This is a genomic window from Candidatus Oleimmundimicrobium sp. (assembly GCF_030651595.1).
Classification (GTDB): Bacteria; Actinomycetota; Aquicultoria; order UBA3085; family Oleimmundimicrobiaceae; genus JAUSCH01.
The window spans coordinates 1-18,498 of the sequence record NZ_JAUSCH010000104.1 but is presented as its reverse complement, the minus strand read 5'-3'; the positions used below and the strand labels follow the sequence as shown (position 1 = coordinate 18,498).

The following is an 18,498-nucleotide window of genomic DNA, read 5'->3' as shown; positions in this document are numbered from 1 at the left end:
TATTACAATAAATCTCAATTAATTACAAAGTATCTGATGGCAGAGAGAGTATTGAGTATAGAGTATAGAGTATAGTAAAACCAGCAATCTGGCTAACAAGCTCCCGACTCCCAACTAAGAGACTACCGACTAATTGAGGTGGTTAACCATGATTGGATATCTTGGTGTTGATGTTGGTTCTGTGAGCACCAATTTGGTAGTTATCGACGAAGAAACTAATGTGGTTTCTTATATTTATCGAAGAACGATGGGGAATCCTATTCAGGCAGTTCAAGATGGTCTTCGTGAGTTAAGAGAACTTTTGCCGGCTGGGATTGTTATAAATGGTGCTGGTACTACGGGTAGCGCGAGGTATTTGAGCGGAGTAATTATTGGCGCGGACATTGTAAAAAATGAAATAACCGCGCATGCGGTTGCTGCAAGCCATATTGTGCCCGATGTCAGAACCGTGCTTGAAATAGGAGGGCAGGACTCAAAAATTATAATTCTTCGCGAAGGAGTGGCCGTTGATTTTGCAATGAATACTGTCTGCGCCGCAGGCACGGGTTCTTTTCTTGACCACCAATCTGAAAGAATAGGGATTCCCATCGAAGAATTTGGAAGTTATGCTCTAAAGTCTCAAAACCCCGCTCAAATTGCGGGACGGTGCACAGTTTTTGCTGAATCGGATATGATTCATAAGCAACAGATGGGCTATCATGTTGAGGATATTATTTATGGTCTTTGTCAATCTCTTGTTAGAAATTATTTAAACAATGTTGCGAAAGGCAAAGAGTTACTTTCGCCTATTGTTTTCCAAGGAGGGGTGGCTGCAAATCTTGGAATCAAAAAGGCTTTCGAGGAGACGTTGGGGATGGAGATAGTGATTCCAAAGTATTATAGTGTTATGGGAGCAATTGGCGCGGCTCTTTTGGCTAAAGAGAAGGCCGGGAATAAGGTCGAATCCTCCTTTAAAGGTTTTTCTACTTCCGACATTGATTTTAAGACGAGCAGTTTTTACTGTAAGGGATGTTCAAATAATTGTGAAATAGTAAAGATAGAAGTTGATAGAGAAGTTCTTGCTCGCTGGGGTGGTCGATGTGGGAAATGGGAAATTGAGCAAACATAACCTACCCCAGCTTTTCAAATATTGGTCTTATGATAATATTTGAGCAAGAATTTTTTTTGAATTTTCCGGCTACCGGTCTGATGATTTACTCGTTATAAACGCCTATAGTGATGGTAATTCCCTCATCGGAAGTTCCAAACGTGACATTCCCATTACGAGAGCCTTTTGTAATGGTAAATCCTCCAAAGGTTCCCTCCGCGCTTGAAAAGGTGCCCGAGTCTTCAATGGTCCAGCCGTTTGCGGGCAATTTCTGCTTATAGTAGTCTTTAACTTGATCAATAGAATCTTGGGTTATAAGGACAACCGCTATGTTTTCCGCGCCGGCCTCTCCTGTCATATTCCAGCTTCCTTGAATCTCTGCACTTGGATAAACGGGCATGTCGCTTGGCCAGTCGTCGGGGATCTTGCTCCCCGTTCCAATCTCTACTTTGCCTTCCTCGGTCTCTATTGTGGTTTTTTCTCCGTCTATTTCGCTTTCTATCTTAACGTCTCCTTCTTCGGTTTTTATGGTTGTAGTCTTCTTCGCACATCCAACTACCAGGACTAAAGAAATTAACAAAGCGAAGATTGTGAGTAATGCTAAAATTTTTTTCATTTTTACCTCCTTTCAGATTTAAATTAAATATAATTTATAAGTTCTATAAATCTAGAAAAATCCCTTTTTGATTGACTTTTTCTGTTGTATTGTAAGCATTTGGAGTTAAATTTATTTAATAGGAGTCGGTAAATGTTTAAAATTTTGGATAAGAAAAAACTTGCCCCTTCAACCTTTTGTTTTGAAATTGAAGCGCCTGGCATAGCGCGAAAAGCTAAAGAGGGACAGTTTGTAATCTTGCGTATAGATGAGTTAGGTGAGCGCATTCCCTTAACCCTTTTTGATTTTAATGAAGAGAAGGGGGCTATATCTCTTATTTTTCAAGAGCTCGGAAAAACTACTCGGCAACTTGCGTTGCTTTCGAAGGGAGATTTTCTCGCTGATGTGGTGGGGCCGTTGGGTAAGCCATCTGAGATTGAAAATTTTGGCACAATTGTGTGCGTAGCCGGTGGAGTTGGAGCTGCTGTTATTCTTCCTGTGGCTCGGGCGCTTAAAAAGGCTGGGAACAGAGTAACTACCATTCTTGGCTCAAGGAATAAAGAGCTGTTAATTTTAGAAGATGAGATCCGCTTGGTGAGTGATAAATTTTTTATTACTACTGATGACGGGAGCAAAGGACGGCATGGGGTAGTTACGGATGTTCTTAAAGAACTTATCGAAGGCGGTCAAGAAATAAATCGAGTTGTTGCAATCGGCCCGGTAATAATGATGAAGTTTGTTTGTAAGACAACAGAACCTCATAAAATAAAGACGGTAGTTAGTCTTAATTCAATAATGGTTGACGGGACCGGAATGTGCGGTTCTTGCCGGGTTACAGTTGGCGGGGAAACGAAATTTTGCTGTGTTGACGGCCCTGAGTTTGACGGCCACTTGGTCGATTTCGATGAGCTGATGAACAGGCAAAAGATATATTTGGAAGAAGAAAAAGTATCGTTAAAAGAGTATGAAACGAAAGGTTTAAAGAAAGTTAAATGTAGATGTAAGGCAGAGAGGGAAAAGTGATGCTTGATGAAGAATGAAAAGCGAGTTCAAAATCGAGTATCAGGTAAAGAACAGTCTCCCAAAGAGCGAGTTTTGAATTTTAATGAAGTTGCTTTGGGGTATACGTGTGAGCAAGCAATTGCTGAAGCGAGTCGGTGTTTACAATGCAAGACAGCGCCATGTATTCAAGGTTGCCCGGTTGGAATTGATATTCCTTCGTTTATAAAGCTAATTAAAGATGGAAGTTTTAAAGAGGCTATTAATAAGATTAAAGAGAAAAACTGTCTTCCGGCTGTTTGCGGCCGAGTTTGCCCACAAGAAAATCAATGTGAGAAATTATGTACCTTGGGGAGAAAAGGTGAGCCGGTTGCGATTGGTCGGCTCGAGAAATTTGTTGCTGATTATGAGAGGGAATCCGGAGAGATTTTTTTGCCCGGGAAGAAGAAATTTACAGGAAAAAAAGTTGCCATAGTGGGCTCGGGGCCGGCTGGCCTAACTTGTGCGGGAGATTTAGCAAAGTTTGGGCACAAAGTTACCATTTTTGAGTCTTTTCATAAGCCGGGGGGTGTTCTTATATATGGAATCCCGGAGTTTAGATTGCCGAAAGCGGTAGTTGAGTCGGAAATAAATTATGTTAAAAAATTAGGGGTCGAAATTAAAACAAATATGGTTGTTGGAAAAACAATAACCATAGACGAATTATTTCTTGAAGGTTATGATGCTGTTTTTATCGGAACAGGAGCGGGTCTTCCACGTTTTTTGAATGTTCCCGGCGAGAATCTAAACGGTATCTACTCCGCTAATGAATTTTTAACGCGGGTTAATTTAATGAAGGCTTATCTTTTTCCGGAATATGATACCCCGGTAAAAAAAGGAAAGAACGTAGTGGTTGTGGGTGGTGGAAACGTGGCAATTGATTCTGCCCGAACAGCCCGTCGCCTTGGCGCAAAGAATGTTTATCTTCTTTATCGGCGCACCGAAGAGGAGATGCCGGCCCGTAAAGAGGAAGTTCAACATGCCAAAGAAGAAGGAGTTAATTTTAGGACTTTAGCTACCCCCAAACAATTTATTGGGGATGAAGGTTGGTTGTCTGCAGTTAAGTGTGTTGAAACTAAACTAGGAGAATCGGATGAATCAGGTAGAAAAAAACCGGTTATAAAGAAGAATTCGGAGTTTCTTTTGACAGCAGATGTTGTGATTGTTGCTATTGGGACGAGAGCAAATCCTCTTTTACTTAAAGAGACCCCGGATCTTAAACTCAACGAAAGAGGATATATTGCGGCTGATGAAAATGGAGCAACCGGTATAAAAGGTGTCTTTGCCGGTGGGGATATTATCACGGGTTCCGCAACTGTGATTTTGGCTATGGGAGCAGGAAGAAAAGCAGCCACAGCAATTAATGATTACCTTTCAACTTTAAAATAAATGTAAGTTTTTGTTGTTAACATGTTTTGTTTTAGGATTTTGTTCCCCTTTTTATTTTTAAATTCAAAGACTCCCCTCGTTTTTTATTTTAGGTTTAGACCTTAAACAATTGATATTTATAAAACAGTTCTTGACGGATTTTGTGATAAGTGTTATTTAATTTAACTATAAGATTATTTAATAAACTCCTTATAAAGGGGGTGGCAAAATGGCAGTAGAGGTTGATGCCAGAGGGCTTTCATGTCCTTTACCTGTTGTAAAGACCAAAAAGGCAATTGATGAAAGCCCGGATGGGGAAATCATAGTATTGATAGATAGTCAGGTTTCAAAACAAAACGTGACACGGCTTGCTGAAAACAAAGGGTACTCTGTAAAGGTCGAGTCTGTGGGCGATGAATTTCGTTTAAAATTAAAGAAAGGGGAATAAAAAAAGATGAAGAAAGAAAACTTGTTAATTTGGCTCTCTGGAGCCGTTGTTGGTCTTTTAGCTGTTATTCTTGTTCTGTTTGGCAATCCTTTAAATATGGGTTTTTGCGTTGCTTGTTTTGAACGCGATATTGCGGGAGCATTAGGGCTTCATCGGGCAGCGGTTGTTCAGTACATCCGCCCGGAAATACTGGGCATAGTTCTCGGTGCGTTTATTGCCGGTTATGTCGGCAAGGAATTTCGTGCCGAAGGTGGCTCTTCAACCATTACCCGATTTTTTTTGGGGATTCTTGTGATGATTGGGGCTCTTGTTTTTTTAGGTTGTCCTTTGAGGATGATGATTCGCCTTGGCGGAGGAGATTTAAATGCTTTAATAGCGCTTGCTGGTTTTATTGTCGGGATTGCCGTCGGTGTTTATTTCTTAAAATCGGGGTTTGATCTTGGAAGGGCTCGTGAGCAGCGAACTTTTAGCGCGTGGGTTCTCCCTATTGTTATGGTTGGTCTGTTGCTTTTGCTTGTGTTTAAACCTGTTTTTAATGCAGACGCGGGTGGCCCTATATTTTTTAGCATTGAGGGGCCCGGGGCACAACACGCGGTCATTGCAATTTCCTTAATTGCGGGGCTTCTGGTTGGATATCTGGCGCAAAGGTCCAGATTATGTTTAGCCGGAGGTGTTCGAGACTGGATGCTTATAAAAGACAGTTATCTCATTAAAGGTTTTATAGCAATTCTTGCTGTTGTATTAATCGGAAATGTTTTGATAGGGGTTTTAGGTATTACGGGGGTAAATACACCTGTCTTTAATTTAGGATTTGAAGGACAGCCGGTTGCTCACGCGGTGCATCTCTGGAATTTCTTGGGGATGGCTTTGGTCGGTCTGGGCTCAATACTCTTAGGGGGTTGTCCTCTCAGGCAATTAGTTTTAGCAGGAAACGGAAATACCGATTCCTCAATATCTGTTTTAGGCATGATTGTAGGCGCGGCTATTTCACACAACTTCATGCTGGCGGCAAGTCCCAAAGGGGTGCCCATCTTTGCTAAGTATGCGGTCGTCGGTGGATTGATTATCTGCCTTGCTGTTGGTTTTTTGAATAGGGAAAGGGTTTAGGGGGTTAAAATGGCTGATTACTGTAAAATGTGGGAGTCTTTGGGTATTAATCTTGAAGCTCATGATCAACTTTTAGGCTCTATCCCTCCTGTCTATCAACAAATTTTTCTTGATCAAGAAAACAGGCCCCAAGCGATGAGCTATTTTGATATGGTCGTGATGGAGATTCACGGTCTTCGCATTCAGGAACTGCAGGAACACAAGGCGAAGGGTGGGACCGTAGTTGGCTCCTTCTGCGTCTACGTGCCGGAAGAAATAGTGCTTGCCGCCGGTGGTTTAAATGTTGGCCTTTGTGCCGGGGCTGAAATTGGTTTTGATGAGGCTGAAAAGATTTTGCCGAGGAATCTCTGCCCCCTTATAAAATCGGCTTTTGGCTTTAAGATGTCGAGGGTTTGTCCTTATTTTGAATCCTGCAACTTAATTGTTGGTGAAAATACCTGCGACGGCAAGAAAAAGGCGTGGGAGATTATGAATGAGGAAGTTGTTCCTGTTTACACTATGGATATCCCACAGGTTAAATCGGAAAAAGGCAAAGAACTCTGGCTCGATGAGGTTAAAAAGTTTAAGAATAAGATGGAGGAAATTTCCGGTAAAGAAATAGAAGCGGATAAATTAAACAAGTCCATAAAACTTGTCAACGATAAGAGAAGGGCTCTCCAAAGGCTCAGCAATTTGCGCAAGAATAAACCCTCTCCTATTAGCGGAAGGGATGCGTTGATTATCGAGGAGATAGCTTTTTATGATGATAATCCCAGGTTTATCGAGAAGGTTAATGTCTTGTGTGATGAGCTTGAGGAACGCATAAGGAAAAATGAAAGCGCTCAAAAAACTGCTTCTTCTCCGAGAGTTATGATATCAGGCTGTCCGATGGTTGTTCCCAACTGGAAGCTTCCTTTTATCGTGGAGTCGAGTGGCGCCTCTCTGGTTTGCGAAGAATCTTGTACAGGACAGCGTTACTTTGAGGACCTTGTGGTTGAAGATAACGGCTCCGTGGGAGCTCAACTTGAAGCAATTGCCGACAGGTACCTTAAAATTGATTGTTCTTGTTTTACGCCAAATCAAGAGCGGATTGACAACATTGTAAGGCTTGCAAAAGAATTTGAAATAGACGGAGTCATTTATCACGTTCTTCAATTCTGCGACCCTTACGCTGTTGAGTACAGAAGGGTAGAGAAAGCTCTTGAAAAAGAAGGTATTCCCGTTCTTAAGATTGAAACGGATTATGGACAGGAGGATTCTGGTCAAATTAAAACGAGGGTTGAAGCCTTTGTTGAAATGATATCATAATTGAGTATGAAATTTGCTGGAATAGATGTTGGCTCAAGGACCATAGCGCTCGTTGTTCTCAATGAGAATGATGATATGAGCTACACTGTAACCGATACAGGCCATCAACCTTTAAATCGTTGCATGAAGCTTTTAGACGGAAAAAATTTTAATAGGTTGATTGCCACCGGTTACGGTCGTCATATAGCTCACGCCGAATTTGCTGATGATATTATCACCGAAATCAAGGCCTTTGCTCTGGGAGCAAAGGCCTTGCATCCTTCCTGTCGCACAATTCTCGACATAGGAGGACAAGATACTAAGGTGATATCCATTGATACAGGTGGTCGTGTTAAAGATTTTGAGATGAATGATAGGTGTGCCGCCGGCACAGGTAAGTTTCTTGAAGTTATGGCAAAAGCCTTGAGTTACGGGATTAAAGAAATGGGTAAATCCGCGCTTGGTGCTCCGAAATCAGTTAAGATAAACAGCATGTGCACCGTTTTTGCGGAGTCTGAAGTGACTTCTCTTATTGCAAAAGGCGAGGAGAGAGAAAATATTGCTTTAGGTATTCACCAGTCGGTATGTGAGCGGACAGCAAGCATGTTGAATAGGGTTGGTGTCATCAAGGACGTTGTTTTTGCCGGAGGGGTTGCTAAAAATGTTTGCATGCAAGAGCTCTTAAAAAGAAAATTGGGCGTCGAACTTATAATTCCAAAAGAGCCTCAAATTGTGGGAGCTTTTGGAGCGGCTTTATATGCTAAGCAGGGATAGTTTTGCATGAAAAGATTTTTTATACTTAACAATATTGAGAGGTGTTTTGGGTGGAGAAAATAGACGCGAGGGGTTTGGCTTGCCCGCAGCCGGTCATCCTAACCAAGAAAGCGATTGAGGCGGGTGCCAAGCAAATTAAGGTTTTGGTGAGTGGAGATATTGCTCGAGATAATGTCAAGAGGATGGCGGAAAAGTTGGGCTGCTCTACATCTTATGAGAAAAAAGAAGATTATTGGCAGTTGAACGTCAAATCCGGCGGCAACATTTGTAAAAAAGTGGTTGAGAAGGGAAAATCGACGGTTATCTTCATAAATAGTAACAAAATTGGAAAGGGAAGTGACGAGTTGGGTGAAGTTTTAATGAAGGCTTTTTTCAACACCCTTTCCCAAAGTGAACCCTGGTTTGATAAAGTTATTTTCATGAATGGTGGAGTTGAGCTGGTTGTAGAAGGTTCTCCGGTTTTAGATGCCCTCTGTTGCCTGCTTGACAAGGGCGTACAAATTCTTGCTTGCGGAACATGTCTCGATTATTTCGGCCTTAAAGAAAAGATAGCAGTGGGAATCATCTCAAACATGTATGATATAATCGATGTTTTTACCGAAGCGGATAAGGTGATTACAGTATAATGAAAAAACCCGGGCTAATTTATTTTGATAATGCTGCAACTTCATATCCTAAACCACCGGCTACTCTTGAAGCGTGCAAGTATTTCACCAACAAAGTTGGAGCAAATCCGGGACGCTCCGGCCATCGGCTTTCTGTTGAAGCCGGTCGAATTTTGTATGACGCCAGGGCTTCGGTAGCGGAGCTTTTTAATATCGAAGACCCTTTGCAAATAATTTTTACTTACAATGCTACTTATGCTCTAAATATGGCTCTCTTTGGTCTTTTAAATCCCGGGGACCATGTTATAACGAGTTCCATTGAGCACAATTCCATTGCAAGGCCTCTTAGGCATCTTGAAAGTCAAGGCGTGGAACTTACCCGCATATCTGTTGACTCAAAAACTTGTCAAATTGATCCGTGCGATTTTAAAAAAGCGATAAAACCAAATACAAAACTTATAGCTATTCTTCATGGCTCAAATGTAACTGGGGCAATTTTGCCGGTAGCCGAGATAGGTAAAATTACCCGGGAAGATAACGTGTTATTTCTTGTAGATTCTGCTCAAACAGCCGGAGTTTATCCCATTGACGTTGAGGCAATGAATATCGACCTCTTGGCTTTTACCGGGCACAAATCTCTCTTTGGCATACAGGGAACCGGGGGACTATACGTTCGAGAAGGAGTAAATGTGCGTCCTTTGATTAGAGGAGGCACAGGAAGTAAATCTGAGGAAGATATCCAACCCGATTTTATGCCCGATTGTCTTGAAAGCGGGACGCCCAACACACCCGGCTTAACTGCTTTGACCGCGGGAGTAAAATTTGTGCTTGCTGAGGGAATATTAAAGATTCGTTCACACGAGGAAGCGCTTATAAAGCAGTTAGTAGACGGACTTTCTGCAATTGATGGAGTAAATCTAATTGGAGATATGACGTTGGATTGTAGATTGCCGGTTGTCTCTTTTAACGTGAGCGGACTTTTGTCTTCAGAAGTTGGACAAATTCTTGATGAAAAGTACGATATTATGATAAGAGTAGGGCTTCATTGTGCCCCTTGGGCTCATCAGACAATGGGTACCTATCCAAAAGGGACTGTTCGTGTAAGTTTAAGTTACTTAAATAAAAGCGATGAAGTTAAATATTTTTTAAATGCGGTTAATGAAATTAGCGAAAAAAGGAGAACATAGTTGTCCAATTATGCCGTTGTCACCTTTTATTCTACTCATCACGCTCTAAAAGCAGAAAGGATTTTAAAAGAGGAAATTAAAATTTTTGTTGTACCGGTACCTCGTTCTATCAGCTCAAATTGTGGAATTTCTATAAGGTTTCCCGCTAATGATTCAGAAAAAGTCGAAGAAATTTTAAGAGAAAATCACGTGGGTTTTGAAGGTATCTTTCCTTGGCCGGAATAATAAATATTTGTAAGTTCATTTTTAGCGTTGCTTAATTAACGCGAAATCGATGAATTCTTTTTGAGCTTTAGTCATTGATCTATTCTTATTATAAATTAGGTGGATATCCCTTGTAAGATGTATTTTTTTAAAGGGAACGGTTTTTATTAATCCCAGAGCTAACTCTTTTTCCGCTGCATACTTTGAGATGATTGAAATTCCAAGGTCGGCTTCTACGGCAGATAATATTGCCTGGATACTTCCTAATTCCATTGTAACGTTAAGGTTTTTTTCGAGGATGTCCTGGTTTTTAAGCAAATTTTCAAATGTTTTTCGGGTAGCGGAGCCTTCTTCGCGAAGGATTAACGGGTAAGATATAACTTCTTCAAGAGTGACAGCGTTCTTTTTAGCTAATTGATGAGAGGGGTGAACAATTAATATTAATTCGTCGGAAGTAAATTTTTTGTGCTCAATATCATCTTTTAGGATTTTTCTGCCCACGAAAGCTATATCTATCTCGTGATTAATTAGTTTTTCTACAATATCATCTGTATCTGCAATGTAAAGCTCTGGTTCGACATCCGGGAACTTCTTTTTAAATTGGCCCAATATCTTAGGGACTATATATTCTCCCGGGGTTGTGCTTGCCCCCAACACAAGTTTTCCACGGACCACGTTTTTGAACTCATCCAAGGATTCTTTTAAGAGCTCATTGTTTCTTACCATTTCTTTCGCGAAGCGGTAAAAGATTTTCCCGGCTTCTGTAGGTCTGGTTTTATTTCCCGATCTGTCGAGAAGAGTCTGCCCGTATTCTTTTTCCATTGCTTGAATTTGAAAACTGATAGCTGGTTGAGATACATCCATTGCCTTTGCGGTTTTGGAAAAGCTCCCTTTTTCAATTACTATGATAAATGTTTCAAAATAATTAAGATTCATAATAAGTAAATTTTATCACCAAAATGAATTAATTTAAATGTTTATTGATTTTCTCTGTAAGTGGTATTTTAAAAGAAAATATTATATTCTTAATAAGTAATTTTTTTTAAGGAGCATTAAAGTGACCGAAAAAGTAAAACTTACACAATATTCTACAAAGAGTGGTTGAGCCGCAAAATTGAGTCCGTGTGACTTAGCTTCAATACTTAAAGACGTTCCTTTTAAAAAAGATAAAAATCTTTTAAGAGGAATTGATGATGCCGAGGATGCTGCTGTCTATCAACTAACAAATGAGCTTGCAATCGTTCAGACGGTAGATTTTTTCACTCCAATAGTCAATGATGCCTATCTTTTTGGCCAAATTGCTGCCGCAAATTCTCTAAGTGATATATACGCGATGGGTGGGGAGCCTTTAATTGCTTTAAATCTGGTTATGTTTAATCCGGAAATTGGTTTGGATGTGCTTAAAAAGATACTTCTTGGAGGCCGCGATAAGATTGAAGAATCGGGTGCCATTATAGCTGGTGGGCACACTGTTGAGGACAAGGAGCCAAAATACGGTTTCTCAGTTACGGGGCTGGTCCATCCAAATAAATTTATATCGAACTCCAATGCAAAAATAGGGGATAAATTGGTTCTCACTAAGCCTGTTGGGACGGGCATACTTGCCACTGCACTAAAAGGGGAGCTTGTTGAAGAAGAAGACATTATGGAGGCGATAAATTCGATTCGGACCTTAAACAAGGATGCCTCGTTGGTGATGAGAGAAGTTGGGGTCAATTCCTGTACCGATATAACCGGGTTTGGTTTTTTGGGTCATCTTATGGAAATGCTTTTGGCGAGCGGTGTCTCGGCAGTTATTTGGGCTGATGCAGTTCCTAAATTTGAGAGAGTATTCGAGTTTGCGGAGATGGGATTGGTGCCAGCGGGCGCTTGCTCTAATCGAAAATATGTTGGCAACCGTGTTCAATTTAGCTCAAAAGTAAATGAAATTGACCAAGATATTTTGTTTGACCCTCAAACATCTGGAGGGCTGCTGATCTCTGTTTCCGCTGACCGTTGTGACGATTTAGTAAATGAGCTGAAGAAACAAAATGTCTCTACTCGAACAGTTATTGGTGAAATAATGGATGGAGAAGCGGGAACGGTTGAGGTTGTTTAAATACTAATTAAGAGCGAAAAATCAAGGGTTTTTTGTGATGGTCTATTTTCTCATCAATGCCAGAAATTCTTTTGGCTTTAAAAATTTTACCTCGCGATAGCTTTTAAGCACGAGCAAGTCTTTATCTCCTATGACCAAGTAGCCCGCTCTAGCCGCTAAAGCCACGTCAATGAATTTATCGTCATCGGGGTCGCGACAGATTTTGGTGTTGTAGTTGGGGATTACATGAATACCGCGCTCGCTTAGTAGATTTTGCCACTCATTGACAAGTTCGCTCGGCAATCCAAATTTAAACTTTAATTTTTCGATTAATTCAGCCAAAGTTTCGGGGGAGATGGCAAGTTCAAAAGCTCTTTCTCGCCACAATTTGATGATTTCACCCGATGTTCCACCGAAGAGAACGCCAGAGATGAGGACGTTGGTATCAAGAACAACCTGTGATCTCTCAGGCACTTCTAATTATCCTTTCTACTTCTTCCTCTGTTAATTTTTCTGGGTCGTAACCTTTCTTGCGTAACCACTCGTTAAAAAATGCTCGTGACTTTTTAAGAGCTATCTCAAAACGCTCATCCCAGAGCTTTGCTATCTGCTCTTCAATCACCAGATACTCCTCATATGGAATTATAACTGCCTCGGGTTTGCTTCCCCTTGTCAATATATAGGGCTCTCTTTTTCTCGAAATGTCATCAAGAATCTCCTTTAGTTTTGAGCGAGCTTCTGTAACTCCGATGATTTTACTCATGAAGCCAACCTCCTTTGTTACATCAAAATATACGTCAAAATATACGTCATTGTCAATATTTTGATGTATATTTTGAGATGAAGTTTTAATTTTTGCTCTTGTTTTATGAATTTGTAGGAAGAAAATAAAAAATTCTTCTTTGTAAGAGAATCTAAACAATTTTTATTTTGAAAGAACACAAACCTAAAGAACTTTGGGAGTTTGACTCGGTTATTGGCAAAATTGTGGGTAAAAAGAGTGGTGAGGTCGAGGTTATTTAATTACCTTGGAGAAAGGTAAATTATTATAAATAAATTTTATTTGACATATTTTTATTATTTATATTAGCATATGAGCTGTTTTTAAGTAGCTTGTTTTTTGAGGTGGTTATGAAGCCAAAAATAGCAGTCTGCGCAAAACCAATGAATCTGCTTGGCGAAACGATGAATTATGCTACCAAAAATAATTACTCGGCCATCGATTGGTCTTTTGATTTAGAAGGACTATCTCTACTCAAGAAAGATGGACGGGATTTTTCCAATCTTATAAAGGAAAATGATGGTATCGAAGTTCGGTATCATTGTTTTATGGACGGCATTGAGCTTGCTCATATTAATTCAAATGTAGCCGATGATTCTTTGGATGTTTTTAAATTTTGCGTTGACAAAGTTCAGGAATTTGGCGGTTGCTACATGACCATCCATATCGGCTTATGGTCGAAAAATCTCGAGAAGATTAGCTGGAACAATGCTGTAAAAAATCTCTCTAAACTGGTTGATTACGGTGAAACCAAGGGTGTTGTAGTTTGTCTTGAAAATCTAAAAAAGGGGGCCACAAGCGACCCCGGTCTTTTCCAAAAATTAATTGAGTTTACGGGAGCAAAGGTTACTCTCGACCTTGGGCACGCAAACTCCAGCCTTCACGCGAAAAACGGCTTCATTGGTTTAGATTTTCTTAAGCTGATGGCTCCTCGTATAGTTAATGCTCATGTTTATGAGAGAGAAGAACCTCATCATATTGCCCCGCGGGACCTAAGTCTTATAGGGCCCATGCTTGGACATCTGCTTGAAACTAGTTGCGACTGGTGGGTTATTGAGTTGGTGGATAAGCAAGAAGTTGAGCGTACAAGGTCGTTACTTAAAACTTTCCTGATTTAAACTTTAAATATTTATGATTTGGATACCACTTCCAAACATCAATTTTCATGTAAAATTGATACCAAATTTCTATTAATACACATTGGTTGTTTTTGAGTTAAAGAGTTTAAGCTATACTCAATGTTAATATTTCATTGTTAAAGGAGATAAGAATGGGAGAGACGAGATTTTTAGAAAATCTGAAAGGAACAATATCTCTCCAACTTAAGAGTGAAGTTTCAAAGGCAAACAATTTGGCAATTGGTGAAATTGCCGGAAGAGATAGTATAGCCGCGATTATAAAGGCGTTTGAAGAAGAGGATATTGACGCGGTTCTTTCTACCGTTGTTCATACCGGGACAGAATATGGCGACTATAAAATTCTTGAGGACAACGTAAAATATCTACGTAAGCGGCTAAGTGATTTGGGTTTACTTTCAGGCCATGCAAACCCCGTTTTGAATTCCATTACTTTGGGCGAGCCGGCTCTGTGGCATGCCCTTAATGGCAGATTTCTCTCGGTTCTTTTTAAGAGATTTGGCTTTTGCCCCTCTTGTTTGGGATGCCATCTATATATGCATCTAATTAGGGCCCCTTTGGCTTGGCGTATTGGGGCGGATAAGATTATCAGTGGTGAGAGGAAATCTCATGCGGGAAATGTAAAAATAAATCAGTTGCCCGTAGCTCTTGATGCCTATAAAGAGGTGCTCAACTATGCGGGGGTTGAGCTTTTGTTTCCTTTGAGGGAAGTTGTATCAAATGATGAGATAGAATCCCTTATTGGCTCAGATTGGGAACAGGGGAAAAGGCAACTGAAGTGTACACTGAGCGGCAATTACCGGACTCTGGATGACGAAGTGGAATATGATGAAGATGCTTTGAAAAAGTATTTTGATGAATTTGCGGCACCTGCTTCCAAAGAGATCTTAAAGTTGTGGAAGGAAGATAAAGAAGTCGATTATATCAAGGTGGTTAAAGAGGTTCTTGAGGGCTGAAACCTGACTTTTTAAGACGGAGGTTTAAATGAAGGTTCTTTTTGTTACGTTGGATGGTTTAGGCGATAGGCCGGCTCCCGAGCTGGATAGAAAAACCCCTTTGGAAGCTGCTCATACCCCCAATTTAAACAAGTTGGCATCTTGTGGCATAACGGGTTTGCTAAATTCTTTTTCTCCCGGTATTGCTCCCGGAAGCGATGCCGCTCATTTTGTTTTATTCGGCTACTCTCTTGATGAATTTCCCGGAAGAGGAGTCTTTGAAGCGGTTGGAGAGGGGCTCGACTTAAACTTTGAAGAGGTTGTTCTTAGAGCGAGTTTTGCCTCCGTCGCGGAAGAAAATGGTTGTTTGAAAATTGTAAGCCGCGGTATAGGTGCCGAGGAGGAAGTTTGTCGACAGCTTGCAAAAGATATTCTTGACGATGAAATTGAAGGAGTAAATATCCGCTTTGTTTATAACTCAAAAAGACAGGGCATCATCTTTTTAAGCGGTGGCGTAAGCCCCGATATTACCGATTCGGATCCCTTTTGCAACGATTTGCCGGTGATTAAAATTCAACTGATGCTGGACATAAAGAACAAAAAGAAAGCTGAGGTTACGGCCCACGCGTTAAACACTTATCTAAGAAAAGTTTACTTTAAATTGAAAGACCACCCAATCAATATCGGAAGGATTAAGCGGGGTTTGCCTCCGTTAAATTTCTTGCTTACCAAGTGGGCATCCGGAAGAAAAAGGTTGACTTCCTTCTCTGATAAGTTTGGTTTTAAAGCGGCGATGGTTGCCTCAAGTGTGCTCTTTAAAGGTATGGCATCTGAAATTGGAATGGATTTTATCGAATTACTCTATCTTGAAGATGTCCATAAAGATATGAAAAGGCGTCTTAAGGCAGCATCAGATGCTCTGAATGGTGGTTACGATTTTGTCCATGTTCATACCAAGGTTCCCGATGAAGCGGCACATACAAAGAACCCCCTTTTTAAAAAAGAAGTGATTGAAAAACTTGATACGGCCTTCGATACTATTTTATCTGATTTCGACGATGACACTTTAATCGTTGTGACATCCGATCACAGCACACCAAGTTCGGGGAGTTTAATTCATTCGGGTGAGCCGGTTCCAATTGTAATTATTGGCAGGACCGTTCGAGTAGATGATATTAAAGAGTTTGGCGAAAGAGCTTGTTTGCGTGGCGGCCTCGGGAGAATCGAAGGCCGCAATCTTATGAATATCATTTTAAACTTAACTGATAGGGCAAAATATTTCGGCTCAAGGCCCGTTCCTTTAGATACATCGCATCGTCCCTCAAAAATTAATCCTTTTAAGATTTAGTTTATCACTTGCAAAGGGTGATTTAAAAAATCCTTGCTTTATTAAAGGCGTTTTGATATTTTATTATAAATATTAGTTATTTAAATTATAAGTATTTTTTTGGATGGGTTTAATGGATAAAAACAAGAATGGACAAGATGAATTGTTCAAAGAACTCAATAAATTTTGTAACCAATTGGATGAAAAAGCTTTAAGTGGCTTTGTCGCTTCTATGCAAGATTTTATAGATGAAAAAAATAAATACGCTTCTTTAACCATAGCGAAGAAAAACGGAAGGGTTACAGGTTTTGATTTAAAGATTACATATAGGTAAAAGGGTAAAAATAATAGGCAGATAAAATATAGTTCAAGAAGTAGCCAGCACGGAAGAACCAAGGGCTATTAAGTGAGATAAACATCACTTAATAGCCCTTTAATATTGATAGAGAGTCCATCTTTAATGATGGGGCTGGTTTAGGGAGCTGATGCTCCCCGCGGGCTGCAAACCTGTTGAGGATGACTCCAATGAGTGTCCTGTTCGGTTCGATTCCGAATCCAGCCTCCAATTTTTAGGGAGTTGGCGTTATGAGTAGAAAAACTTTGTATTTCATTCATAGCATTTTAGATCATCAAATTTCTGTGAAGGGGGGTCAGTGTAAAATAAACGAGTAAAAAAGCTGAAAGGAGTGCATTTATTTGAAATTTTTACGAAAAGTTTCAATTTTTCTTCTGGCTCTAACAATGGTATTTATGTTTACTGGGATTGTTGGATGTGGTAAGTCCGCAACGGAAGAGAAGTCAAGCGAAAAGGCGGTATCCGAAAAACCGGAAGAAAATAAAGAGCTTACACTTGAAGAACGTGCAAAAGAATTTAAGGGCACAAAAGTTAATGTATATTATGCTTATGGTGGTTGGGACACCATTGTAGAAGAGTTTAAAAAAGACACCGACATCGAGTTGGTCGGGGTAGATATGTCTTCCGGCGAGGCGCTAACCAAAATGCAAGCCGAAAAAGATAACCCCACTATGGATGTCTGGTTCGGTGGTGGAGATGATGCTTTTCGGCAAGCGGCAGGCGAGGGGCTTCTTGAGCAATATGAATCACCGGAAGCAAGTGCTATACCCGATAAGTATCGAGATAAGGATAATTATTGGACAGGTGTTTCTTTGGTCGTCGTGGGGTTCTCTCTCAACAAAAACCGCCTAAACGAACTCGGATGTGAGGCGCCCAAAACATGGGATGATCTTACCGACTCAAAGTGGAAAGATGAAATTATTGGTTCGAATCCTTCAATCTCAGGGACGGCATATAGTATAGTCTCGGGCATTATAGAGATGAAAGGTGAAAAAGCAGGCTGGGAGTACCTTGAGGCTTTGGATAAGAATGTCAATCACTATACTCCTAAGGGTTCAGGGCCCGGGGCGAAAGTGGTGGCCGGAGAATTTACAATAGGTTTGTCTCCTGGCCCACCGGAAGAATCATTCCAAGAAGGTTCAAACATATCTTTCGTTTACCCTGAAGATGGCACAACCTGGTGGCCAGCGCCAATTGCTTTGGTTAAAAACGGACCTAATGTTGAAGCTGGGAAGATCTTTTACGACTGGTGTTTAACAGAGCACGGACAGGAAATATTGGCCAAGGCGAGTCCCAGGACTCCAACAAGGCCAGGTGTTGAGACGCCCGGCGTTATCAAATCAATTGACCAAATTAAGTTGCTTGATAGAGATTTCGAGTGGGCGGGCGCGGAGCGCGAACGCATCGTCAAAGAGTGGACAAATAGATTCGGTGGCTGATGATAGATGATGAAAGATAGGCTCCGCTCTACTGGAGCCTATCTTTTCTTTATGAAATTATGAAATATTTGGATAAATTGTTTAAGCGTATAAGCAAAACAAGTCAGAGCGCCTTCCTTTTAGTGATTTCCGTAATTCTTTTTATCTTCGTCCTGTGGCCTCTTGGGGCTGTTTTGGTAAAGAGTTTCTCGGTAGAAGGAAAATTTTCGTTTGCTCTATATCTGGAGTTCTTCCGCTCGCCCCGCCTTTTTAGATGTCTTTTACACAGTTTATTTACATCGGCGTTGACGACTACGATTTCTTTGTTTTTGGGTCTGAGCATCGTGTTTGTAGTTAATCGTTCAAACGCACCGTTTCGCCGCATATTGTCTTTAGGAGCACTGCTCCCGTTAATCTCACCACCCTTCGTTACTTCGCTTGCTTTTCTGCTTCTGTTTGGTCGCAGGGGGCTTGTAACTTATAGACTGTTGGGGCTCGATATTAACCTCTATGGATGGAAGGGAATCGTTTTTGTGCAGACACTTGGTCATATTCCTTTAGCCTTTCTTATTATCTCCGCGATGCTTATGGGAATTGACGGCACTCTCGAAAACGCCGCTTATAACCTTGGGGCCTCCAAGTGGCGCGTCTTTCGCCTGGTGACTTTACCCTTGTTGGTCCCAGGTTTAATTAGCGCTACACTGCTTATCTTCATTCGTGCCATGGCCGACTTTGGAACCCCTATGCTGGTCGGCGGGAATTTTCAAACTTTGGCACCCGCAGCCTATCT

The 18,498-nt window shown here is 40.9% G+C and carries 21 protein-coding genes and 1 tRNA gene; 18 read left to right on the top strand and 4 right to left on the bottom strand.

The features are described 5' to 3' along the window. Positions 1-148: 148 nt before the first annotated feature. Positions 149-1,108, top strand: coding sequence for an acyl-CoA dehydratase activase (locus tag Q7U95_RS06160; RefSeq protein WP_308752797.1), 960 nt, complete (start codon positions 149-151; stop codon positions 1,106-1,108). A gap of 85 nt (positions 1,109-1,193) precedes the next feature. Here Q7U95_RS06160 and Q7U95_RS06155 read toward each other — a convergent pair whose 3' ends face one another. Continuing rightward, positions 1,194-1,703: a hypothetical protein gene (locus Q7U95_RS06155; protein WP_308752795.1), complete on the bottom strand. Its 510-nt coding sequence runs from the start codon at positions 1,701-1,703 to the stop codon at positions 1,194-1,196. A gap of 132 nt (positions 1,704-1,835) precedes the next feature. Here Q7U95_RS06155 and Q7U95_RS06150 point away from each other — a divergent pair, with 132 nt between their 5' ends. The 9 genes from Q7U95_RS06150 to Q7U95_RS06110 all read left to right on the top strand — a co-directional run bounded on the left by Q7U95_RS06150 (position 1,836) and on the right by Q7U95_RS06110 (position 9,700). Then, the gene (locus Q7U95_RS06150) at positions 1,836-2,705 is read left to right on the top strand and encodes a sulfide/dihydroorotate dehydrogenase-like FAD/NAD-binding protein (protein ID WP_308752793.1); all 870 of its coding nucleotides are present in this window, start codon (positions 1,836-1,838) and stop codon (positions 2,703-2,705) included. 6 nt (positions 2,706-2,711) lie between these two features. Beyond that, positions 2,712-4,109, top strand: a complete 1,398-nt coding sequence (gltA, locus tag Q7U95_RS06145; RefSeq protein WP_308752791.1) for an NADPH-dependent glutamate synthase — start codon at positions 2,712-2,714, stop codon at positions 4,107-4,109. A gap of 208 nt (positions 4,110-4,317) precedes the next feature. Continuing rightward, entirely contained in the window at positions 4,318-4,536 is a 219-nt protein-coding gene (locus Q7U95_RS06140) for a sulfurtransferase TusA family protein (RefSeq protein WP_308752789.1), read from the top strand. A 6-nt stretch (positions 4,537-4,542) separates the two neighbouring features. After that, the gene (yedE, locus tag Q7U95_RS06135) at positions 4,543-5,643 is read left to right on the top strand and encodes a YedE family putative selenium transporter (RefSeq protein WP_308752787.1); all 1,101 of its coding nucleotides are present in this window, start codon (positions 4,543-4,545) and stop codon (positions 5,641-5,643) included. A gap of 9 nt (positions 5,644-5,652) precedes the next feature. Then, positions 5,653-6,930 (top strand): double-cubane-cluster-containing anaerobic reductase, encoded by a 1,278-nt coding sequence (locus tag Q7U95_RS06130; RefSeq protein ID WP_308752785.1) that lies wholly within the window; start codon positions 5,653-5,655, stop codon positions 6,928-6,930. A 6-nt stretch (positions 6,931-6,936) separates the two neighbouring features. Beyond that, a complete protein-coding gene (locus Q7U95_RS06125; RefSeq protein WP_308752800.1) occupies positions 6,937-7,683 on the top strand; it encodes an acyl-CoA dehydratase activase in 747 nt (248 codons plus the stop codon). A 50-nt stretch (positions 7,684-7,733) separates the two neighbouring features. Continuing rightward, positions 7,734-8,309 (top strand): sulfurtransferase-like selenium metabolism protein YedF, encoded by a 576-nt coding sequence (gene yedF, locus Q7U95_RS06120; RefSeq protein WP_308752783.1) that lies wholly within the window; start codon positions 7,734-7,736, stop codon positions 8,307-8,309. Beyond that, positions 8,309-9,475 carry an aminotransferase class V-fold PLP-dependent enzyme gene (locus Q7U95_RS06115; protein ID WP_308752781.1) on the top strand — a complete coding sequence of 389 codons (1,167 nt, stop codon included), beginning with the start codon at positions 8,309-8,311 and terminating at the stop codon, positions 9,473-9,475. The genes yedF and Q7U95_RS06115 overlap by 1 nt, the downstream gene beginning before the upstream one ends. Beyond that, the gene (locus Q7U95_RS06110) at positions 9,476-9,700 is read left to right on the top strand and encodes a DUF3343 domain-containing protein (RefSeq protein ID WP_308752779.1); all 225 of its coding nucleotides are present in this window, start codon (positions 9,476-9,478) and stop codon (positions 9,698-9,700) included. A gap of 21 nt (positions 9,701-9,721) precedes the next feature. Here Q7U95_RS06110 and Q7U95_RS06105 read toward each other — a convergent pair whose 3' ends face one another. Continuing rightward, positions 9,722-10,615: a selenium metabolism-associated LysR family transcriptional regulator gene (locus Q7U95_RS06105; RefSeq protein ID WP_308752777.1), complete on the bottom strand. Its 894-nt coding sequence runs from the start codon at positions 10,613-10,615 to the stop codon at positions 9,722-9,724. A gap of 121 nt (positions 10,616-10,736) precedes the next feature. Between Q7U95_RS06105 and selD the strand changes: the two genes are divergently transcribed. After that, entirely contained in the window at positions 10,737-11,777 is a 1,041-nt protein-coding gene (selD, locus tag Q7U95_RS06100) for a selenide, water dikinase SelD (RefSeq protein ID WP_308752775.1), read from the top strand. A 42-nt stretch (positions 11,778-11,819) separates the two neighbouring features. Here selD and Q7U95_RS06095 read toward each other — a convergent pair whose 3' ends face one another. Both Q7U95_RS06095 and Q7U95_RS06090 read right to left on the bottom strand, forming a co-directional pair. Beyond that, the gene (locus Q7U95_RS06095) at positions 11,820-12,230 is read right to left on the bottom strand and encodes a putative toxin-antitoxin system toxin component, PIN family (protein WP_308752773.1); all 411 of its coding nucleotides are present in this window, start codon (positions 12,228-12,230) and stop codon (positions 11,820-11,822) included. Beyond that, a complete protein-coding gene (locus Q7U95_RS06090; protein ID WP_308752771.1) occupies positions 12,223-12,519 on the bottom strand; it encodes a type II toxin-antitoxin system Phd/YefM family antitoxin in 297 nt (98 codons plus the stop codon). Before Q7U95_RS06090 ends, Q7U95_RS06095 begins: the two co-directional genes overlap by 8 nt. Before the next feature lie 368 nt (positions 12,520-12,887). On the opposite strand from Q7U95_RS06090, the gene Q7U95_RS06085 reads away from it, so the two are divergent. The 7 genes from Q7U95_RS06085 to Q7U95_RS06055 form a co-directional block, all read left to right on the top strand. Beyond that, positions 12,888-13,655 (top strand): TIM barrel protein, encoded by a 768-nt coding sequence (locus Q7U95_RS06085; protein ID WP_308752770.1) that lies wholly within the window; start codon positions 12,888-12,890, stop codon positions 13,653-13,655. A 152-nt stretch (positions 13,656-13,807) separates the two neighbouring features. Continuing rightward, positions 13,808-14,629, top strand: coding sequence for a hypothetical protein (locus Q7U95_RS06080; RefSeq protein WP_308752768.1), 822 nt, complete (start codon positions 13,808-13,810; stop codon positions 14,627-14,629). 28 nt (positions 14,630-14,657) lie between these two features. Further along, positions 14,658-15,956 carry an alkaline phosphatase family protein gene (locus Q7U95_RS06075; protein WP_308752766.1) on the top strand — a complete coding sequence of 433 codons (1,299 nt, stop codon included), beginning with the start codon at positions 14,658-14,660 and terminating at the stop codon, positions 15,954-15,956. A 112-nt stretch (positions 15,957-16,068) separates the two neighbouring features. Beyond that, entirely contained in the window at positions 16,069-16,269 is a 201-nt protein-coding gene (locus Q7U95_RS06070; protein ID WP_308752765.1) for a hypothetical protein, read from the top strand. Positions 16,270-16,402: 133 nt separating this feature from the next. Further along, positions 16,403-16,500 (top strand) — tRNA-OTHER (locus tag Q7U95_RS06065). A gap of 131 nt (positions 16,501-16,631) precedes the next feature. Next, the gene (locus Q7U95_RS06060) at positions 16,632-17,729 is read left to right on the top strand and encodes an ABC transporter substrate-binding protein (protein WP_308752764.1); all 1,098 of its coding nucleotides are present in this window, start codon (positions 16,632-16,634) and stop codon (positions 17,727-17,729) included. Between the two features lie 59 nt (positions 17,730-17,788). Next, positions 17,789-18,498 (top strand): ABC transporter permease subunit (locus tag Q7U95_RS06055; RefSeq protein ID WP_308752762.1); only part of this gene is annotated, 710 nt, incomplete at its 3' end.